The 15,619-nt window shown below is 50.8% G+C and carries 17 protein-coding genes; 2 read left to right on the top strand and 15 right to left on the bottom strand.

The genetic code is table 11. The features are described 5' to 3' along the window. Positions 1-2 precede the first annotated feature (2 nt). The 9 genes from J4F31_04045 to J4F31_04005 all read right to left on the bottom strand — a co-directional run bounded on the left by J4F31_04045 (position 3) and on the right by J4F31_04005 (position 8,853). Positions 3-245, bottom strand: coding sequence for a hypothetical protein (locus J4F31_04045; protein ID MCE2495743.1), 243 nt, complete (start codon positions 243-245; stop codon positions 3-5). Further along, positions 235-1,110: a hypothetical protein gene (locus tag J4F31_04040; protein ID MCE2495742.1), complete on the bottom strand. Its 876-nt coding sequence runs from the start codon at positions 1,108-1,110 to the stop codon at positions 235-237. Before J4F31_04040 ends, J4F31_04045 begins: the two co-directional genes overlap by 11 nt. Next, positions 1,110-1,814, bottom strand: coding sequence for a PorT family protein (locus tag J4F31_04035; GenBank protein MCE2495741.1), 705 nt, complete (start codon positions 1,812-1,814; stop codon positions 1,110-1,112). The genes J4F31_04040 and J4F31_04035 overlap by 1 nt, the downstream gene beginning before the upstream one ends. Before the next feature lie 59 nt (positions 1,815-1,873). Continuing rightward, complete coding sequence (ubiE, locus tag J4F31_04030; protein MCE2495740.1) at positions 1,874-2,608, bottom strand: bifunctional demethylmenaquinone methyltransferase/2-methoxy-6-polyprenyl-1,4-benzoquinol methylase UbiE; 735 nt, start codon at positions 2,606-2,608, stop codon at positions 1,874-1,876. Positions 2,609-2,628: 20 nt separating this feature from the next. After that, positions 2,629-3,543, bottom strand: a complete 915-nt coding sequence (locus J4F31_04025; protein MCE2495739.1) for a hypothetical protein — start codon at positions 3,541-3,543, stop codon at positions 2,629-2,631. 138 nt (positions 3,544-3,681) lie between these two features. Then, positions 3,682-4,782 carry an amino acid permease gene (locus J4F31_04020; GenBank protein MCE2495738.1) on the bottom strand — a complete coding sequence of 367 codons (1,101 nt, stop codon included), beginning with the start codon at positions 4,780-4,782 and terminating at the stop codon, positions 3,682-3,684. A 58-nt stretch (positions 4,783-4,840) separates the two neighbouring features. After that, complete coding sequence (locus J4F31_04015; GenBank protein ID MCE2495737.1) at positions 4,841-6,652, bottom strand: hypothetical protein; 1,812 nt, start codon at positions 6,650-6,652, stop codon at positions 4,841-4,843. Between the two features lie 6 nt (positions 6,653-6,658). Continuing rightward, on the bottom strand, positions 6,659-7,654 hold the full coding sequence (locus J4F31_04010; GenBank protein MCE2495736.1) for a D-glycero-beta-D-manno-heptose-7-phosphate kinase: 996 nt from the start codon (positions 7,652-7,654) through the stop codon (positions 6,659-6,661). Further along, the gene (locus J4F31_04005; GenBank protein ID MCE2495735.1) at positions 7,654-8,853 is read right to left on the bottom strand and encodes a pyridoxal phosphate-dependent aminotransferase; all 1,200 of its coding nucleotides are present in this window, start codon (positions 8,851-8,853) and stop codon (positions 7,654-7,656) included. Before J4F31_04005 ends, J4F31_04010 begins: the two co-directional genes overlap by 1 nt. 83 nt (positions 8,854-8,936) lie before the next feature. Here J4F31_04005 and J4F31_04000 point away from each other — a divergent pair, with 83 nt between their 5' ends. Both J4F31_04000 and J4F31_03995 read left to right on the top strand, forming a co-directional pair. Then, complete coding sequence (locus J4F31_04000; GenBank protein MCE2495734.1) at positions 8,937-9,458, top strand: hypothetical protein; 522 nt, start codon at positions 8,937-8,939, stop codon at positions 9,456-9,458. Positions 9,459-9,634: 176 nt separating this feature from the next. Further along, entirely contained in the window at positions 9,635-10,081 is a 447-nt protein-coding gene (locus J4F31_03995) for a hypothetical protein (protein ID MCE2495733.1), read from the top strand. Here the strand turns inward: J4F31_03995 and meaB are convergent. Genes meaB through J4F31_03965 form a run of 6 tightly spaced genes read right to left on the bottom strand, consistent with a single transcriptional unit; the run spans position 10,058 to position 15,618 of the window. Beyond that, complete coding sequence (meaB, locus tag J4F31_03990; protein ID MCE2495732.1) at positions 10,058-11,068, bottom strand: methylmalonyl Co-A mutase-associated GTPase MeaB; 1,011 nt, start codon at positions 11,066-11,068, stop codon at positions 10,058-10,060. The two genes, J4F31_03995 and meaB, sit on opposite strands and share 24 nt — an antisense overlap. After that, on the bottom strand, positions 11,068-11,289 hold the full coding sequence (locus J4F31_03985) for a zinc ribbon domain-containing protein (GenBank protein ID MCE2495731.1): 222 nt from the start codon (positions 11,287-11,289) through the stop codon (positions 11,068-11,070). The genes meaB and J4F31_03985 overlap by 1 nt, the downstream gene beginning before the upstream one ends. A gap of 12 nt (positions 11,290-11,301) precedes the next feature. Then, complete coding sequence (scpA, locus tag J4F31_03980) at positions 11,302-13,365, bottom strand: methylmalonyl-CoA mutase (GenBank protein ID MCE2495730.1); 2,064 nt, start codon at positions 13,363-13,365, stop codon at positions 11,302-11,304. Next, a complete protein-coding gene (locus J4F31_03975) occupies positions 13,355-14,749 on the bottom strand; it encodes a hypothetical protein (GenBank protein MCE2495729.1) in 1,395 nt (464 codons plus the stop codon). Before J4F31_03975 ends, scpA begins: the two co-directional genes overlap by 11 nt. Positions 14,750-14,752: 3 nt before the next feature. After that, positions 14,753-15,304 (bottom strand): hypothetical protein, encoded by a 552-nt coding sequence (locus J4F31_03970; GenBank protein MCE2495728.1) that lies wholly within the window; start codon positions 15,302-15,304, stop codon positions 14,753-14,755. Beyond that, positions 15,304-15,618, bottom strand: a complete 315-nt coding sequence (locus tag J4F31_03965) for a septum formation initiator family protein (GenBank protein ID MCE2495727.1) — start codon at positions 15,616-15,618, stop codon at positions 15,304-15,306. The genes J4F31_03970 and J4F31_03965 overlap by 1 nt, the downstream gene beginning before the upstream one ends. Position 15,619: the final 1 nt, after the last annotated feature.

Here is a 15,619-nt window from a genome sequence, read left to right as displayed (position 1 = left end):
GTTTAGAAGAACATGCTCAAGGCGGTGATACCGAATAGCCCGCGCAGTACCAACCATTTTTTATTGTTTCCCCAGGGCGATACTCCAATTCTCTGAAGGTAAACCAAGGAAAGGACCAACGAAATAAGACTTCTGAAAAGTACGAGCTCAGTGGCCGGTAAGTGGGGAAGGAACTTTACGCACAGCTGCATCAGACTGAACGCAAAGGTGCTGAGCAGCATGTAGCGAATACCTTTAGAAGTCATAGTAGACCAACCGAAGATAGAGGGCACTGTTCATGTTGCGCTCTTTGTAATCGCCCAATCGAACTTGGGTATTGTACACGTTCCATCCGATGTCGGCCGAAAAGGCCGCATTCAACCGCAATTTCACCCCCGGGGTAAACATCCACCCTAGGCCCATTCCACCTTGAGGCATGTTCACGTTCTCGTTTAAACCCTGATTGAATATAGTGTAGGTGCGGTTACCGAATTTCACTTTGTTCGTTTTTACTTCGGTGTAGAGAAAGTCGATACCCGCGCTCACGAATGGCTGCACAGCACTCGAATTCTTCACGACATACGCGAATCCCAGATCAGCGTGAACCCGGCTTTCCTCTCCCCAGATCTCCTCCGGCTCAATGCGCTGTTCCATGACCGGCCCCGTAAAATCTTCCACCTGCACGGCCACGTAACCGCCCGATACCAGCTGAGCCGTATTGAAGTCCAGAAAAACACCCATGGTCTCGGTCCAGAAATACTGCAGGTTTACACCGAACATCATAGGCCGATCGTACCGCATATCGAGCGGCAAACTGTTTCCGTCGAGGTACCAGTCGTTCCCATTATACTGATCCCGAATTTCCGCATAGGTATTCGGATTGTTGTACAAGTTCATGATGGAATTGGGCTCGTTCGGACTCCCGTTGTAGTAGTTGGCCGTGGCCGGATTGGCAAAGTATACCCCAATGTTCAACGCGTAGCTCATGCCCAGATGCGAAAGCGGAACCTCGCCCTGTTGCGGTTCGCGCTCTTGCTGCTGCGCATCTTCTTCTTCCGTATTCCAGTCGATTTGGGCCTGTGCCTGCGGTACGATGAACAACACCGCCAGTATTAGGGCCAATGGTCTCATTACTCGAACTGAAAGCTTATGAGGACACAGCGCGTGGTCAAATCGACCACACCCTCAGTATAGATGGTGTCGTCGGGAACCACCATATTCCGCATTCCCGTAACGGCTTTGATCTGCGGACTAAACTTGAAGAAATCGAAATAGATATCGATCCCAAAACCGAATTCGTAGGCCAGATCGAAACGCTTAATGCGAAACAACCTCGGATCCTCAACCAATTCCTGACTCGCCATGTCGATCATGTACTTAGCACCTCCCATAAGATAGGGACGAGCATTTCCGACTCGCTTTCCACGCACCTTGAGATATAGTGGAAACTCGATGAAGGTCGACTCTACCGACCTCTTGGGTTGGTAAAAATCGCCCAATTGGTCGTTGAATACGTCAAAGACCATGTCGCGCTGGGTATAGCTGATGCCCGGGGTAAAACGCAGATTGAGCCAATTGGTCAGCCGAAGGTCCGAGATCAGTAACAAGGTAAATCCGGGTGTTGCTATACAATCAATACTGTACAGTGTATTTTGATTGTCCTGAATGTTCTGCAAGGTCTCGGCCGGATCGATGTGAAAATCGTAATAATTGATGCCTAACTCGAAACCGAAGTGAATGGTCTTGAAGTCGTATTTCGGAGAGCGCAACTGGCGGGTCTCGTAGTTGTATAATTCCTGCGCAGTCGCCCATCCACCCGCTAGGGTGAGAACCAATAAAAGGATTGTATGTCGAAAGCGTAGCATCATGTGGGTCAACGACCTATTTTTCTCTTTTATTTTGTGCCTGTGTAAATACTCGCGATCCCGAAGGTTTGTGGCCATACCGATGTTTCGCGGTAGCCGAGGCGATCTAGTACATCGGTGAAGTCGGTGCCGTACGGAAATGCCTCGACCGAGTCGGGCAAGTAAGTGTACGCGCGCGAATCTTTACTGACAATGCGGCCTACGGCCGGAAGTATGCGTTTGCTGTAAAAGCCGAACAGCTGCTTCATGGGGAACTTTTCGGGTTGGCTAAACTCCAGAATGATGACCTTGCCACCCGGTTTGGTGACTCGAAGCATTTCGGCCAGTCCTTTTTCCAGGTTTTCGTAGTTGCGCACGCCGAAACTCACGGTGAGTACATCAAAGTGATCGTCGTCGAAAGGTAGATTCTCTGAATCGCCCAAGCTCAAGGTAATGAGTTCTTCGAGGCCTTTCTTGGCCACCTTTGCTCGGCCCTGTGCCAGCATTCCTTCCGAGATGTCCATTCCCACGATCTCTGTGGGTTGAGTCGCGCGCAGGGCAATGACCTGGTCGGCCGTTCCGGTCGCAAGGTCCAGAATACGTTCAGGTTGCTCGGCTTTTGCGAGCTTTACGACATTGCGTCGCCAGCCTTTGTCGATGCCCAACGACAAAAAGTGATTCAGGAAATCGTACCGCTTGGAAATGTTGTTGAACATCTCGGCGACTTGCTCCTTTTTCGACTTGTCGGTGGCTCCGTACGGTGTTACTTGTTCGAGCTTCTCCATTTTCGCGTGCAAAGTACGAACTATTCAAGGTCTTTCTCTAGCAAACTGTTCACGAACAGGATGTTTCCGAGGTCATCGTATCCGTCGAACACCTGTGTGCCGAGGTTCATGAGGTGCCTGCTTTGGTATCCGATCATGGTCAAATCGGCTTTGGCCGAGTGCTCATTGATGAAATCCTTCACCGGGCGATCGCTGTCTTTTTCAATGAGTCGAACGTTCGAAGGCGATACCGGTAATTGACCTTCGCGAATGTTATTCTGGAGGTGCTCGGCCGTTTCGTTCCGTTTGCCCGGTTCGTATAGGGTGTAGATCTCTATTTCGCCATCTTTCCAATCGGGGTGCCCCAAAGTGATGTACGCCAACAGAATCATAAGCGTAGCGTTGTCGTAATCCCGGAACCCGGCCCACAGGTGGATCTTCTTCCGGCTTCCGAAGCCTCTATAATTCGTTGCCAGTAGTGCCACATCGAACTCGGTGGCCTTGAGCATGCCGTAGTTGTTCACGATCTGGTTTACCTGCTCTTCATTATTTCGCGGAAATTCAAAGAGGATGAGGTTGTGGCCTTTACCTGAAATTCCGTTGAGCTGGATTACCTGGGCTAGGGCACTGGTGTAGCTCGGACTTACGATGGTGTCCATGACTACCCTACTTTTATTTCCTTCGGCCAAATGAAGGAGTTTTCTCATGACCTCTTGAGTCTTTTGGTGAGTTTCCGCCGACAAATACCCCTTGACATAGTGGATATAGGTTCCGAATCCGTATTTCAAGGACCACCAACGCAGGAGGTCAAAGGCATCGCGTCTTTCAAAGGTTTGATCTGAGATCACCACAGCGATGGGTCGCCAGTAGGCATCGGGATTGTTGTAGTCCTTTTTTTGAACGTAGACCCGGAGCCCTCTACTCCACTGAAAGATTACTCCGCGAAACAACTTCACAAGCCCCCCCGGGTGCTGTTGTACCTCGATATATAGAGGTAAATGACGCCCATAAGCGCTAGAGACAATAAGGCATATGGGGCATTCATTTTGAACATGTCTAAAACAGTTTAGGAGACTTAAATTTAGAAGATTATGTCAAAGAGAAGAACGTTTACCAAGGAGAAGAAGCTCGAGAAAGCTGATGGCCCCGTAGGTCACCATAAAGAACATAGAGATCACCTCGGCCACGAAATTTATATCGCCCACGCTCACAAATATAAAGGCGATCAGGCAGGTAATGATGCTGCCGTTGATGGGCTCGTTATCCTTCTTTTTTCCTTTGGCGGTCCAGCGATTGGCCCTGTTTCCGGGGAAAATTCCATCCAAGCCCAAGGCCTGAAGAGTTCGCGGTGCTACCATGATCGACCCTAAAGCCGAGGATATAGCCGCACAAGCCAGTCCGATCGGTATTATCGGTCCCCATATGGCAATTTGCGACATAATGAGTTGATCGTTCGCCAAGTCATCTAGCGGTACGGAAATCACCAGTTTGAAGGCAACGGCGATGTAGATCGCAATTCCTACGAATGTTGCCCAAAGCGTTCCTTTTGGAATGGCTTTCTTGGGATCCTTTAGATCTCCCGAAAGGCCGAGCCCGGCCGCAATCCCCGTAAATGCAGGGAAAATGATGGTGAATACGTAAAAGAACGCGTTCGGATTATCAGTTTTGGCCAGGAAATCGACTTCTTCGAAGGGCATATCGGTAGTACCGGCAAAGAACATCACCAATGAAGTAAACAATACAGCAACCGCGATATACAGGGCTTTGATACCGATATTCGCGCCTTTGGTCAGCATCAACAAGGTCGGAAGTGTCATACTGGCAAATCCGAGGGCCGACTTGTTGTGCATGATTTCGATCCACCACGTATTGCCGTATTCCTGCGATAGGAAATTCGCGAGGGGCTCTAGTGATTCTACGAAGGCAATTACGTAAAAAGCAACGCTAATGGCCTGACTCAAAAATAAAGCGATTCCGATCGCGGCACCGATATTGAGTCCGAAGCTTCGACTAATGATATAGTACGCACCGCCACCTTCGACCTTGATGTTGGTGGCTGTCTCGGCAACGGCCAAAGCGGTAGGGAGGGTTACGATATGTCCGATCACGATGATCGCAATGGTCCCGATGAAACCTGTATGACCTACGGCATAGCCGAACCTCAGGAATAGGATGGCTCCGAGAATCGTCGATATCGCCGTTAAAAAAACGGGTAGGGTTCCAAGCTTCCTGTTGTGCGGAGCGAGTTACTCATTATCCGACGATCAAATTGGCATTAGGGTATTTGTATTCAGTTGAACCCACGCGGGAACTCAAGGCAAAAGCCAAGGTCAAGGTACCGACCCTTCCGACGAACATAGAGATCATTACGATTGCTTTACCGGCCGTGCCGAGGTCCGCTGTTAACCCGGTTGAGAGTCCAACCGTGGCAAATGCGCTCACCTCTTCAAAGACCAAAGCTAAGATACTGTGGTCGGGTTCGGCTATCGACAACGCGAAAACGCACAGGAATACGAACGTTGCCGAAAATAGGAATATGGAATATGCCTTGCTCAAGGTTTCCTGATGAATGGTGTGTTTGAATACATCTACGTTCTTTTTACCGCGGATCGTGGCCCATGCCGCCAAGAATATCGCAGCAAAAGTGGAGGTTTTGATACCTCCACCGGTAGATCCGCTCGACGCCCCAATGAACATCAAGAAAATGAATAGGATCAGCGTTGGAACGGCGAGTTGTCCTATGTCTACGGTATTAAAACCTGCAGTACGAGTAGTCACACTTTGAAATACCGACGAGATGACGCGTTCGCCGAAATTCATCGCCTCGAGGGTGCCATTTCTTTCGAGAATAAAGAAACCCACCGCTCCGACTGCGATCAATGCAATAGAGCTGTAAATGGCGATCTTTGTGGCAATGGAATAGGTTTTCCAGGGCTGCCGTACTCTTTCCTGCATACGTCGCAGGCCCCAAATGTCGCGAATGACGGGAAATCCGAGTCCACCGAAAAACACGAGAATGGCAATTACGATGTGCAGTAAATATCCGTTCCGCACCATTTCTTCGTACAAGCCATTTGACATGAGGCTGAATCCGGCATTATTGAATGCTGAAATTGAATGGAAAACGCTATAAAAGAATCGATCGCCAAAATGGGTGAATTCCATTTTTGGGCTCCACAACATAAAGATCAAAAAGCTACCAACGAGTTCTGCCGTAAAACTGAAGAGAAAGATCTGCCTAAGTAATCCACGTCCTTCCGTGAGCCCGTCCGCGGACACCGAATCTTGGAACATACTCCGGTGGCGAAGTCCGATGCCCTTTCTTGAAAAGAGGGCGATGAAGGTGGCAAAGGAAATGATGTTCAGTCCGCCCAGCTGTATCAAGAACATGATGATGATTTGACCTTTGGTGGTAAAAAAAGTCGCAGTATCAACGACGATCAGCCCCGTAACGCAACTCGCGCTAATGGATGTAAAGAGCGCATCGATAAAAGGCATGGATTTTCCGGTGACATTCATTTCGGGGAGGCTCAATATAGCGCAGCCCAAAGTGATCAACACCAAAAAGCTCATGAGCAGCATGGTGGGCGGACGAAGCCGAATGGCGTTAAAAACCGTAGTGGCTTTGGTAAGTTCGATGCCAACGATGAACAGGAAATAGACCTGAATGAACAGCACGTAAAAACTGGTAAGATTTTCGAAGCCGACTTCCGTTCCGATCCACCGAACGAGCTGAAAATCGAAGGCGAAGAGCGAAATGGAGTTTATGAAGATCAAGGCCATGAGTACCCCTTCGAACCACGTTTCACGCAGGTAATCGCTCGGCTGAAAACTGTAGATGAATCCGAGGAGGTACTTGACAAAGTAAAACCCGAAACTGCCTCGGATGACCATCACCACGAACGATCGGGACGAGTCATCTTGCGGGTACCCAAAATAGTAAACGAGTACGCCGATAGCGAAAATTGAAACGGCCAAACTGACGTAGCTCAGTGCCCCCAGCACTTGTTCCCTGCTGTCGAAAAGAAAAATATTGACGCGCTCTCGGAAAGATCTTAATGACATAGCGTCTCAGGTAAGGTGTCGAAGTGCTTCTTCGCGCAGTTCCGAACGATCGATGGGCACCACGCCCACGTGCTCACAAACGAGTCCACCCGCTAAGTTAGCAAATCGGGCGACATCGCGGATTCCGACCCCTTGAGCGTACACGAGAGCCGCTGTACTGATGACCGAATCGCCGGCCCCGGAAACATCCACGATCTTGCGTTTGTACACCGGAAAGTGCAAATCTTCGCTATCGTTCTGAATGTGAACGCCGTGTTCGGAAAGGGTGCACAGAACACATCGCGCCGAGAGGCGCATACGCGTTTCTGAAATGGTTTTTTTTCTGATTTCGGCCTGCGCTGCCGCTGCGGCCGGATGCGCATCTTCGAGTCCTTCGATCAACTCCTTCCAATTGGGCTTGAACAGATCGACGTTTTTATAGGCCCAATAATTGTTCTTTTTGGGATCCACGGCCACCGGTATTTGATGTTGGTGTGCCAGTTCGACCACCGCATTGATGAGGTCCGGTGTCAGGAGTCCCTTGTTGTAGTCTTCGAAGATCATGACTTGGATATCGTGCTGCTTAAAGATCTTTTGAATGCGTTTGAGTACCAGGCTTACGGGAACGTCTTCGGTGCTCTCCTGATCGACCCGAAGAACGTGCTGATCGCCGCTGATGATGCGGGTCTTTACCGTGGTCGGGCGATCGTTCAGCGGTACGATTCCTTCCGTATTCAGCCCTCGTTGCTGCATCAGTTGGACAAAGAGATCGCCTCGAATGTCCTCACCAACCACGCTGCACAAAAAGGGAGTGGCACCGAGCGATTGTACATTGAGAGCCACATTCGCAGCTCCCCCGAGGCACTCTTCGCGCGAATCGACAGACACCACAGGAACGGGGGCCTCGGGCGACATGCGCTCGATGTGTCCCCACATGTAAGAATCGATCATGGCATCGCCGATCACGAGCACGTTTTGGTTCTTAAAGCCTTTTATAATGTTTTTTATTTGCTTCTCCGTCATTAGGATAGCTCTTCGATGGCCTTTTTGATGCGTTGAATGGCCTCGATCAAAACGTCTTCGGCCGCCGCGTAGCTCAGTCGCAAACATCCCGGAGCACCAAAAGCCTCGCCCGGTACGGTTGCTACATGTGCTTCGTCGAGCAGGTACATACTCAGGCCATTGGCGTCTTCTATGACTCGGTCGCCTTTTCTTTTGCCGAACACTCCTCGAACATCGGGGAAAAAGTAAAAGGCTCCTTTGGGGACGGGCGTTTTGAAACCGGGGATCTCGTTGAAGGGCGGTATCATTTTATCGCGCCGTGCCTTGAAGGCATCGCGCATTTCATGAGTTACTGAAGCGTCGGCACGCATGGCCGTCTCAGCAGCTTTTTGCGTAATGGAGCAGGTTGCGCTGGTCATCTGACCTTGCATTTTATCGCAGGCTTCAGCGATCCATTTGGCCGCGGCAATGTATCCAAAGCGCCATCCGGTCATGGCGAATCCCTTCGATAATCCATTTACCGTGATCACGCGATCGTAAATGCTCGGGTATGCTGCCAAACTCACTTGACCTTCTTCGGTGAAGTTGATGTGTTCGTAGATTTCATCGCTCATGATGTACACGTGCGGATGCTTTTCGAAGACCTTGACAATGGCGTCTACCTCTTTTTTCGAATAAACCGATCCGGTCGGATTACTGGGTGAATTGAACATGACCATTTTGGTCTTGGGGGTTATAGCCGTATCAATTTGCTCTGCGCTCACCTTGTATTCCTGCTCAACTCCTGCGAGTACTTCAACCGGAGTTCCTTCGGCGAGCTTCACCATCTCCTTGTAGCTCACCCAATACGGTGCCAAAAGCAGTACTTCATCACCTGGATCAATGAGTGCAAGCAGCACATTGGCCAAGCTCTGCTTAGCTCCCGTGCTGGTGACGATTTGGTCGGGTGTATAATCCAGCCCATTGTCGCGTTTTAGTTTGAGGCAAATGGCTTCGCGAAGTTCTTGATAGCCGGCTACGGCGGTGTAGGACGAAAAGTTATCGTCGATGGCCTTCTTGGCGGCTTCTTTGATGAAATCGGGTGTGTTGAAATCCGGTTCTCCCAGACTCAAACTGATCACATCGATACCACAACTGCGCAATTCCCTCGACTTGCGCGCCATGGCGATGGTTTGCGATTCGCTTAGTCGGTTTAATCGGTCTGATATCGGATGGCTCATGAAATACTAGGATTTGAAGGAAACCAAAGATAGAAATAGTTGCGTTCTATTGTGTAGGTTTGTTAACCCCTAACTCTGAAATTATGGAAGTCGGACTCGAAGTCATCCGGTACATTTTGCCCGCTATCATTGTGCTCATTATCACCTACATCATGTTGAGCATGTTCATGGGGAACGAAGAAAAACGTCGCATGTACGAGGTCAAACTCGATAGCCGACGCAACAGTTTGCCCATTCGTTTGCAAGCCTATGAACGTTTGGCCCTGTTTTTGGAGCGTATTCAACCGGCGAACCTCATGGTTCGGATCAAGACCAATCGGATGAACGTTTCGGGGTATCAGGCGATCTTGTTGCAGACCATAAGAACAGAGTACGAGTACAATCTCTCTCAACAAATTTATGTGAGCAACGACGCTTGGAGCATGATCAAAGGCGCCAAGGATGCGACGGTGAATTTGATCAATCAAGCCGCAAAAAACCTCAATCCGGATGCGTCGGCCGAGGATCTTCGGGAATTGGTGCTTCAGATCCTGACGGCCAAAGAACGGAGTCCCAGCGATCGAGCCCTGGAGTTCATTAAGAACGAAGTAGGCGCGGAATTATAACGAATTTACTTTTGCCGGTGCAAAGTGAATTCGGGCTTTGCCTGAGTAAATTTGACCTAAGTCAAGTAATAATTTAACGAGCCCTGTTAAATCTAATAGGGTTTGAGAATATGTGAGATTAATACTCGCGGTCTGATGAAACGAAGAACCAAAAAACTAAGAATATAAGAACTCTCATGAAACGAACCTTACTCATCATCATTACATTCTTCATTGGTTCGATCGCTTCGGCTCAGTACGTCGAGAGTTTCAGCGACCGTGAGCTTCAGCGGCTCTTTGCGAGTACGGGAACCGATTCGATCGTTGAAGTAGAGGAGGGGCGTTTCATTTTATACTACGGCAAAGTGGCCGTGAACTTGTACAACGACCTCGGGGGCGACCTCATGTTGGCCTGGGGGATGGAGGGTGCATGCAGCGATGCGCTCATTCACCGCTGGAACGAAGTGCGCTTTTCAAAGTCGTATATCGATAAGGAAGGCGATGTCGTTTTATCGAGCCACTTGCGATCGGGCTGCATTACAGCGGACGATGTGCTCGAGTGGCAGCAGGCGTTCGTCGAAGATCAAAAGCTCTTTGTGGACCTCGTTCTCGAGAATCGGTCATTGGACCAAGGCGAAGAGTAGTTCTGCCGCTTTGAACGGACTCAGTTCGGAGTCGAGTACCTTTTTCTCCATAATTCCGATTTCGGCCTTAACGGCCGGATGCTCGTAGAACGTTCGGTGGAGTCGATCTTCGAGATGTTCGCGAAACCAGTACCCGGCTTGTTCATCGCGCCGTAGGCGCAAATAGCCATTTTCGCTGCACGACTTCTGATATTCCATTACGACCTCGTTCCAGAACTCTTCGATTCCATCACCGGTCAATGAGCTACAATGCCGCACTTGGGGGGTCCAGCCGCCGGGATGCGCCGAAAAGAGGTGCAAAACGCGCTGATAATCGGCCCGTGCCCTTCGCGCGTGACTCAAGTTGTCGCCGTCGGCCTTGTTGATGACCATGCCCTCTGCCATTTCCATGATGCCGCGCTTGATCCCTTGTAACTCATCGCCCGCGCCTGCCGGCATCAGCAGTAAAAAGAAATCGACCATGCTGTGTACGGCCGTTTCGCTTTGGCCTACTCCGACGGTCTCTACGAAGATCATGTCGAATCCGGCCGCCTCACAGAGGATGATGCTCTCTCGCGTTTTACGTGCAACCCCTCCGAGCGAATTACCGGCCGCGCTGGGTCGTATGAATGCCCGCTCGTCGGTACTCAGTTTTTCCATGCGGGTCTTATCGCCCAGAATACTTCCTCGACTGCGGCTCGAACTCGGGTCGATGGCCAACACGGCCAGGCGATGCCCCTTGTCGATCAGGCTCTTGCCGAGGGCCTCGATAAAGGTCGATTTTCCGACTCCCGGTACACCCGTGATCCCGACCCTAAAGCTGTTTCCGGAGTGGGGGAGACAGGCTTCGATGATGGATTGGGCTTTTTCCTGATGATCCGAACGGGTGCTTTCCACCAATGTTATCGCCCTACTCAGCAGGGTACGATCGCCCGAGAGGAGGCCTTCAATGAAAGCCTCGTTGCTCGGTAGTTTGCGCTTGGGAAGCTGGTCTGATCGGCCGCTCATTAGCTCGTGAAAAAGTCGAAAATGTTGCTCAAATTACTGTGCTTGCCCTTGTAGAGTTCCGTGAATCCACAGTAGTTACAACTGACAGCGGTGAACTTCTTGTTCTGCATGTCGAAAATGCGTGACCATCCGCTTCCGGTGGTGCTTATTGACTCCGAAGTATACTTGCGGTTATTGCACTTAGGACATTTGTAGTTCGGGTGCGTTAGTTCTTTCGCCATGGTTTCACTCAATTAATCGATAGTTTCGATCAATTTAGTGAGAATATCGGCAGCTGCCTCGGCGATCACCGTACCGGGACCAAATACACCGGAAACGCCGGCTTTGAACAAGTAGTCGTAATCCTGCTGTGGAATAACGCCTCCTGCGATCACGAGAATATCCTCGCGGCCGAGCTTTTTCAAAGTTGCGATCACTTGAGGCACCAAGGTTTTGTGTCCGGCCGCTAAACTCGACACACCCAAAATATGTACGTCGTTCTCTACGGCTTGCTTGGCGGCTTCCATTGGGGTTTGGAAAAGTGGTCCAACATCGACGTCGAAGCCGAGGTCGGCAAAACTCGTGGCCACCACCTTTGCTCCGCGATCGTGCCCGTCCTGACCCATCTTTGCGATCATGATGCGAGGGCGCCGACCTTCTTTCTCGGCGAAGTCATCGGCCAATTTCTGAGCGTTCTTGAATCTGTCGTCTTGATCGATCTCTTTACTGTACACGCCGCTTATGCTTTGAATTTTTGCCGTATACCGGCCAAATACTTCTTCCATGGCATCGCTGATTTCGCCGAGGCTTGCTCTTAAGCGAGCGGCGTCGACGGCCTTGTCGAGCAGATTGCCCTCACCGCTTCGAGCGCATTCCGTCAAGGCTTTCAGGGCAGTCTGAACGGCTTTTTCATCGCGCTCGGCGCGCATGGAATTCAATCGCTTGATCTGCGATTCGCGAACCGCGGAATTGTCCACATCCAAGATATCCATGGGGTTATGGGTATTGGTGCGGTAGCGATTCACTCCTACCAATATATCCTTACCGCCGTCAATGCGCGCCTGCTTCTTGGCAGCTGCTTCTTCGATGCGCATCTTGGGCAAGCCATTCTCAATGGCCTTGGCCATTCCTCCAAGTTCTTCCACCTCCTCGATCAGCGCCCAAGCCGATTCGGCGATCTCTGCGGCCTTTCGCTCTACGAAATCGCTTCCGGCCCAAGGGTCAACGACGTTGGTGATCCCGGTTTCTTCCTGAAGGTAAATTTGGGTATTCCGTGCAATTCGAGCACTAAAGTCGGTCGGAAGCGCAATGGCCTCGTCGAGTGCGTTCGTGTGCAGCGACTGGGTGCCACCAAAAGCGGCAGCCATGGCCTCAATGGCGGTTCGGGCCACGTTATTGTACGGGTCTTGCTCGGTCAAACTCCACCCGCTCGTTTGGCAATGAGTCCGCAGCGCCATTGACTTTGTGTTCTTCGGATCGAACCGTTTCACGAGTTTGGCCCACAACATGCGAGCCGCACGCATTTTGGCTATCTCAGTAAAATGGTCCATTCCGATGGCCCAGAAAAAGCTCAACCGAGGCGCAAAGACATCGATCTCTAAACCCGCGGCAAGTCCCGTGCGCAAATACTCGAGTCCGTCGGCCAGCGTGTAAGCCAACTCGATCTCCGGCGTGGCACCGGCCTCTTGCATGTGATAACCCGAGATCGATATACTGTTGAATCGCGGCATGTGCTCCGCCGTGTACGCGAAGATATCTGCAATGATACGCATGCTCGGCTGAGGCGGATATATATAGGTATTCCGCACCATGAACTCCTTCAAAATGTCGTTCTGAATAGTGCCGCTAAGCTGTTCGCGCGATACACCTTGCTCCTCGGCCGTTACGATAAAAAAGGCCATGATCGGTATTACCGCACCGTTCATGGTCATCGAAACCGACATCTTATCGAGCGGGATCTTATCGAAGAGAATCTTCATATCGAGCACGCTGTCGATCGCTACACCCGCCTTTCCCACATCGCCAACTACTCGGTCGTGGTCGCTGTCGTACCCGCGGTGGGTGGCCAGGTCGAAGGCCACTGAAAGACCTTTTTGCCCTGCCGTGAGGTTGCGTCGATAAAAGGCATTGGACTCTTCGGCGGTCGAAAAGCCCGCGTACTGGCGAATGGTCCACGGGCGGCTGGCGTACATAGTGGTGTACGGGCCGCGCAAATAGGGAGGCAATCCTGCGGCAAAGCCTTCATGCGCCTGCGGCGCGATGGGTTCCTTCGCGGCTCCGGGTCGATATTCTATCTCGCTGAACTCCTTACGCTTCATCGTTCAATCTTTTGGCTTCCAATGCTTCGCTCCAGCGTTGCATTCGAATCGGTTCGACCTCAGTATCTTGTTGCGGTTCGCTACAGAACATTGCGCGGTCCACTTGTTCGGACATCTTCTCGTCGTCTTTCGGATATAGGTTGACCCCGAGCACCTTTTTATCAGAAGATGAAACGCGATCGTTTTCGGCGGCGGCCTGATCGTGAATCAGACCCTGCAGCCAACCGATTTTCAAAGCTTCAACGAATCCGCCTTTACTTTCGATAGCCTTGAAAACACTCCATGCCTTCTTCGAGATCTCGGCAGTTAAATTTTCGATGAAATAAGAGCCCGCTGCCGGATCCGAAAATTCGCCGAAGTAGCTTTCGTGCTCCAATATCAACGGGATATTCCGCGCAATGCGCTCACTGAATTCGGTAGGGTCTTTAAAGGCCACATCGTGAGGCTTTACACTGATGCTATCGGCCCCGGCAACCATGGCCGCCATACTGGCCGATGTATTTCGCAGCATGTTGTTGTACGGATCGTAAATGGTCTTATCGCGCAATCCCGTTTCTACATGGAGGTGTAACGGGTACGAAACCGCATCAAACTCGTATTGCTCCAGTAAGAACCACCACAACTGGCGAACCGACCTCAGCTTTGCGATGTCGTGAAAATAATCCGTTCCGACCGCCATATTGAGCCAGTGCGCTTCTGCAGCAATCTCTCCAAATCGAACCAAGTATTCGTGCAACATGCTCAATGCGATACCGACCTGGGTAGCCGGTGTGGCACCGGCGTTATTGAATAGGTTGGCATTCACGCACAAGGTCTTCCATGGAGCAAAATCTACCCGATCGACGAGGGCGGTCAAATTGATCCAATCTTCATCTTCGCTTTTGAACCAATCTCCGGTTCTGGCTAAATTCTCGAGAATGTCAACGTTAATGGACCCCCGACATTTGGTGTGGTCGTAGCCTTGTGACTCGTAATACGACCCGAGCGCTTCTGCTAGTAGAGCGCCATTACCCTCCTGTACGAAATGGAGTTCGCAGTGTTCCGGATGGATTTCCGCCAAGAGCTTCGTGAGGTCTACCTCTGGCAAAAGGTAGAAGAGAAGGCCGGTCGCCCCTCTATTCAAATAGTCGAGGGCGGCACTATTGGCTTCACCTTCATCGAGAACCGGCATTTCCTGAATGTTAGCCGTGCCACGTCCCGGGCGTTTTCTCAGTGCTACGGGCGGACGATCTTCTTCGGTGTAATACGGTCGAATGGTGATGCCATCTTCGTCAATGTGTTCCAAATCGCTCAACGGCACGCCGCGAAGATTTTTCTCGGCCTTCGCTTGCCAATCGGACCGGGAGGTCCCCTGAAACTCCGAAAATAGCCCGCTGTCACTCATGATTTATCCTTTACTCGAAAACTGTTGATCTTTGTCTTTGAACAGAATATTGAAGGTCGTGAAACTGCCGTAGCATCGCGTGATGTACTGTTGCAGATCCACTTTTTCCTCATCGCTCATGTTCTTGTTTGCATTTATGTGTTGTTCTAGAACCCGCATTCGATCCCGCATCATCACGATCTTGTGAAAGAACGTTTCAATGGGCACCTCTTTGCTTTGTAGCTCTTCGTTGGCAGGCTTCAGGATCATGGTGCCACCGTGCCAGCGATCGCCGAGTTCTACGACTTCCTGCAAATGTCCGAATTGATCGAGGGTGTCAACAATGACTTGTCTCAGGTCTTCTAAACGAATTCCAGTGCCTGCGGCACGATGGCCACCTCCGTCGTTATTCACCACATCGGTAATCTCTAATTCGTCGTTGTGTTTGCTGATCTCCATTTTGCCCCCACGCTCAAAAAAGATCTCGTAGGTGCTCAGGTTTACGGCGCTAATAACGCCTTCGCCATATCGCTCGTGCTCCACCCGGGAGCCAACGCCAACATTTTCTGTATCCATTATTTGTCTTCTTCCTTTGGTTCGGAAATGATGAATAAATCTTCGTTTTCTTTTTTCATGCGATAGCGCTCTCGTGCATAGCGCTCCAAAGCCTCCGGACTGCTGTCGAGTTCGTGTAAAAGCGTGCTATCGCGATCGATCTCCTCGCGGTAATAGTCCATGGCTTCTTCGAGCTCGTCGATCTCTTGGTTGAGCTCGCGGTGAAACCACCATGAATTGGTGTCGATGAACAGCATCCAGACCAGAAAAACCGCTCCTACCAGAAGGTAGCGGTTTTTCAGCCAGGATGGTATGCGATCGAACCACTTCTTCATG

The sequence above is a fragment of the Flavobacteriales bacterium genome (assembly GCA_021296215.1).
Taxonomy (GTDB): Bacteria; Bacteroidota; Bacteroidia; order Flavobacteriales; family ECT2AJA-044; genus ECT2AJA-044.
The sequence above is the reverse complement of the archived record's forward strand: the minus strand, read 5'-3'. Positions and strand labels throughout refer to the sequence as shown.

Bases quoted from the DNA above. Each gene is read 5' to 3' on its own strand.
- J4F31_04045 (MCE2495743.1), bottom strand. From the start codon at position 245: ATGACTTCTAAAGGTATTCGCTACATGCTGCTCAGCACCTTTGCGTTC.
- J4F31_04040 (MCE2495742.1), bottom strand. From the start codon at position 1,110: ATGAGACCATTGGCCCTAATACTGGCGGTGTTGTTCATCGTACCGCAG.
- ubiE (MCE2495740.1), bottom strand. From the start codon at position 2,608: ATGGAGAAGCTCGAACAAGTAACACCGTACGGAGCCACCGACAAGTCG.
- J4F31_04015 (MCE2495737.1), bottom strand. From the start codon at position 6,652: ATGTCATTAAGATCTTTCCGAGAGCGCGTCAATATTTTTCTTTTCGAC.
- J4F31_04010 (MCE2495736.1), bottom strand. From the start codon at position 7,654: ATGACGGAGAAGCAAATAAAAAACATTATAAAAGGCTTTAAGAACCAA.
- J4F31_04005 (MCE2495735.1), bottom strand. From the start codon at position 8,853: ATGAGCCATCCGATATCAGACCGATTAAACCGACTAAGCGAATCGCAA.
- J4F31_04000 (MCE2495734.1), top strand. From the start codon at position 8,937: ATGGAAGTCGGACTCGAAGTCATCCGGTACATTTTGCCCGCTATCATT.
- J4F31_03995 (MCE2495733.1), top strand. From the start codon at position 9,635: ATGAAACGAACCTTACTCATCATCATTACATTCTTCATTGGTTCGATC.
- meaB (MCE2495732.1), bottom strand. From the start codon at position 11,068: ATGAGCGGCCGATCAGACCAGCTTCCCAAGCGCAAACTACCGAGCAAC.
- J4F31_03985 (MCE2495731.1), bottom strand. From the start codon at position 11,289: ATGGCGAAAGAACTAACGCACCCGAACTACAAATGTCCTAAGTGCAAT.
- scpA (MCE2495730.1), bottom strand. From the start codon at position 13,365: ATGAAGCGTAAGGAGTTCAGCGAGATAGAATATCGACCCGGAGCCGCG.
- J4F31_03975 (MCE2495729.1), bottom strand. From the start codon at position 14,749: ATGAGTGACAGCGGGCTATTTTCGGAGTTTCAGGGGACCTCCCGGTCC.
- J4F31_03970 (MCE2495728.1), bottom strand. From the start codon at position 15,304: ATGGATACAGAAAATGTTGGCGTTGGCTCCCGGGTGGAGCACGAGCGA.
- J4F31_03965 (MCE2495727.1), bottom strand. From the start codon at position 15,618: ATGAAGAAGTGGTTCGATCGCATACCATCCTGGCTGAAAAACCGCTAC.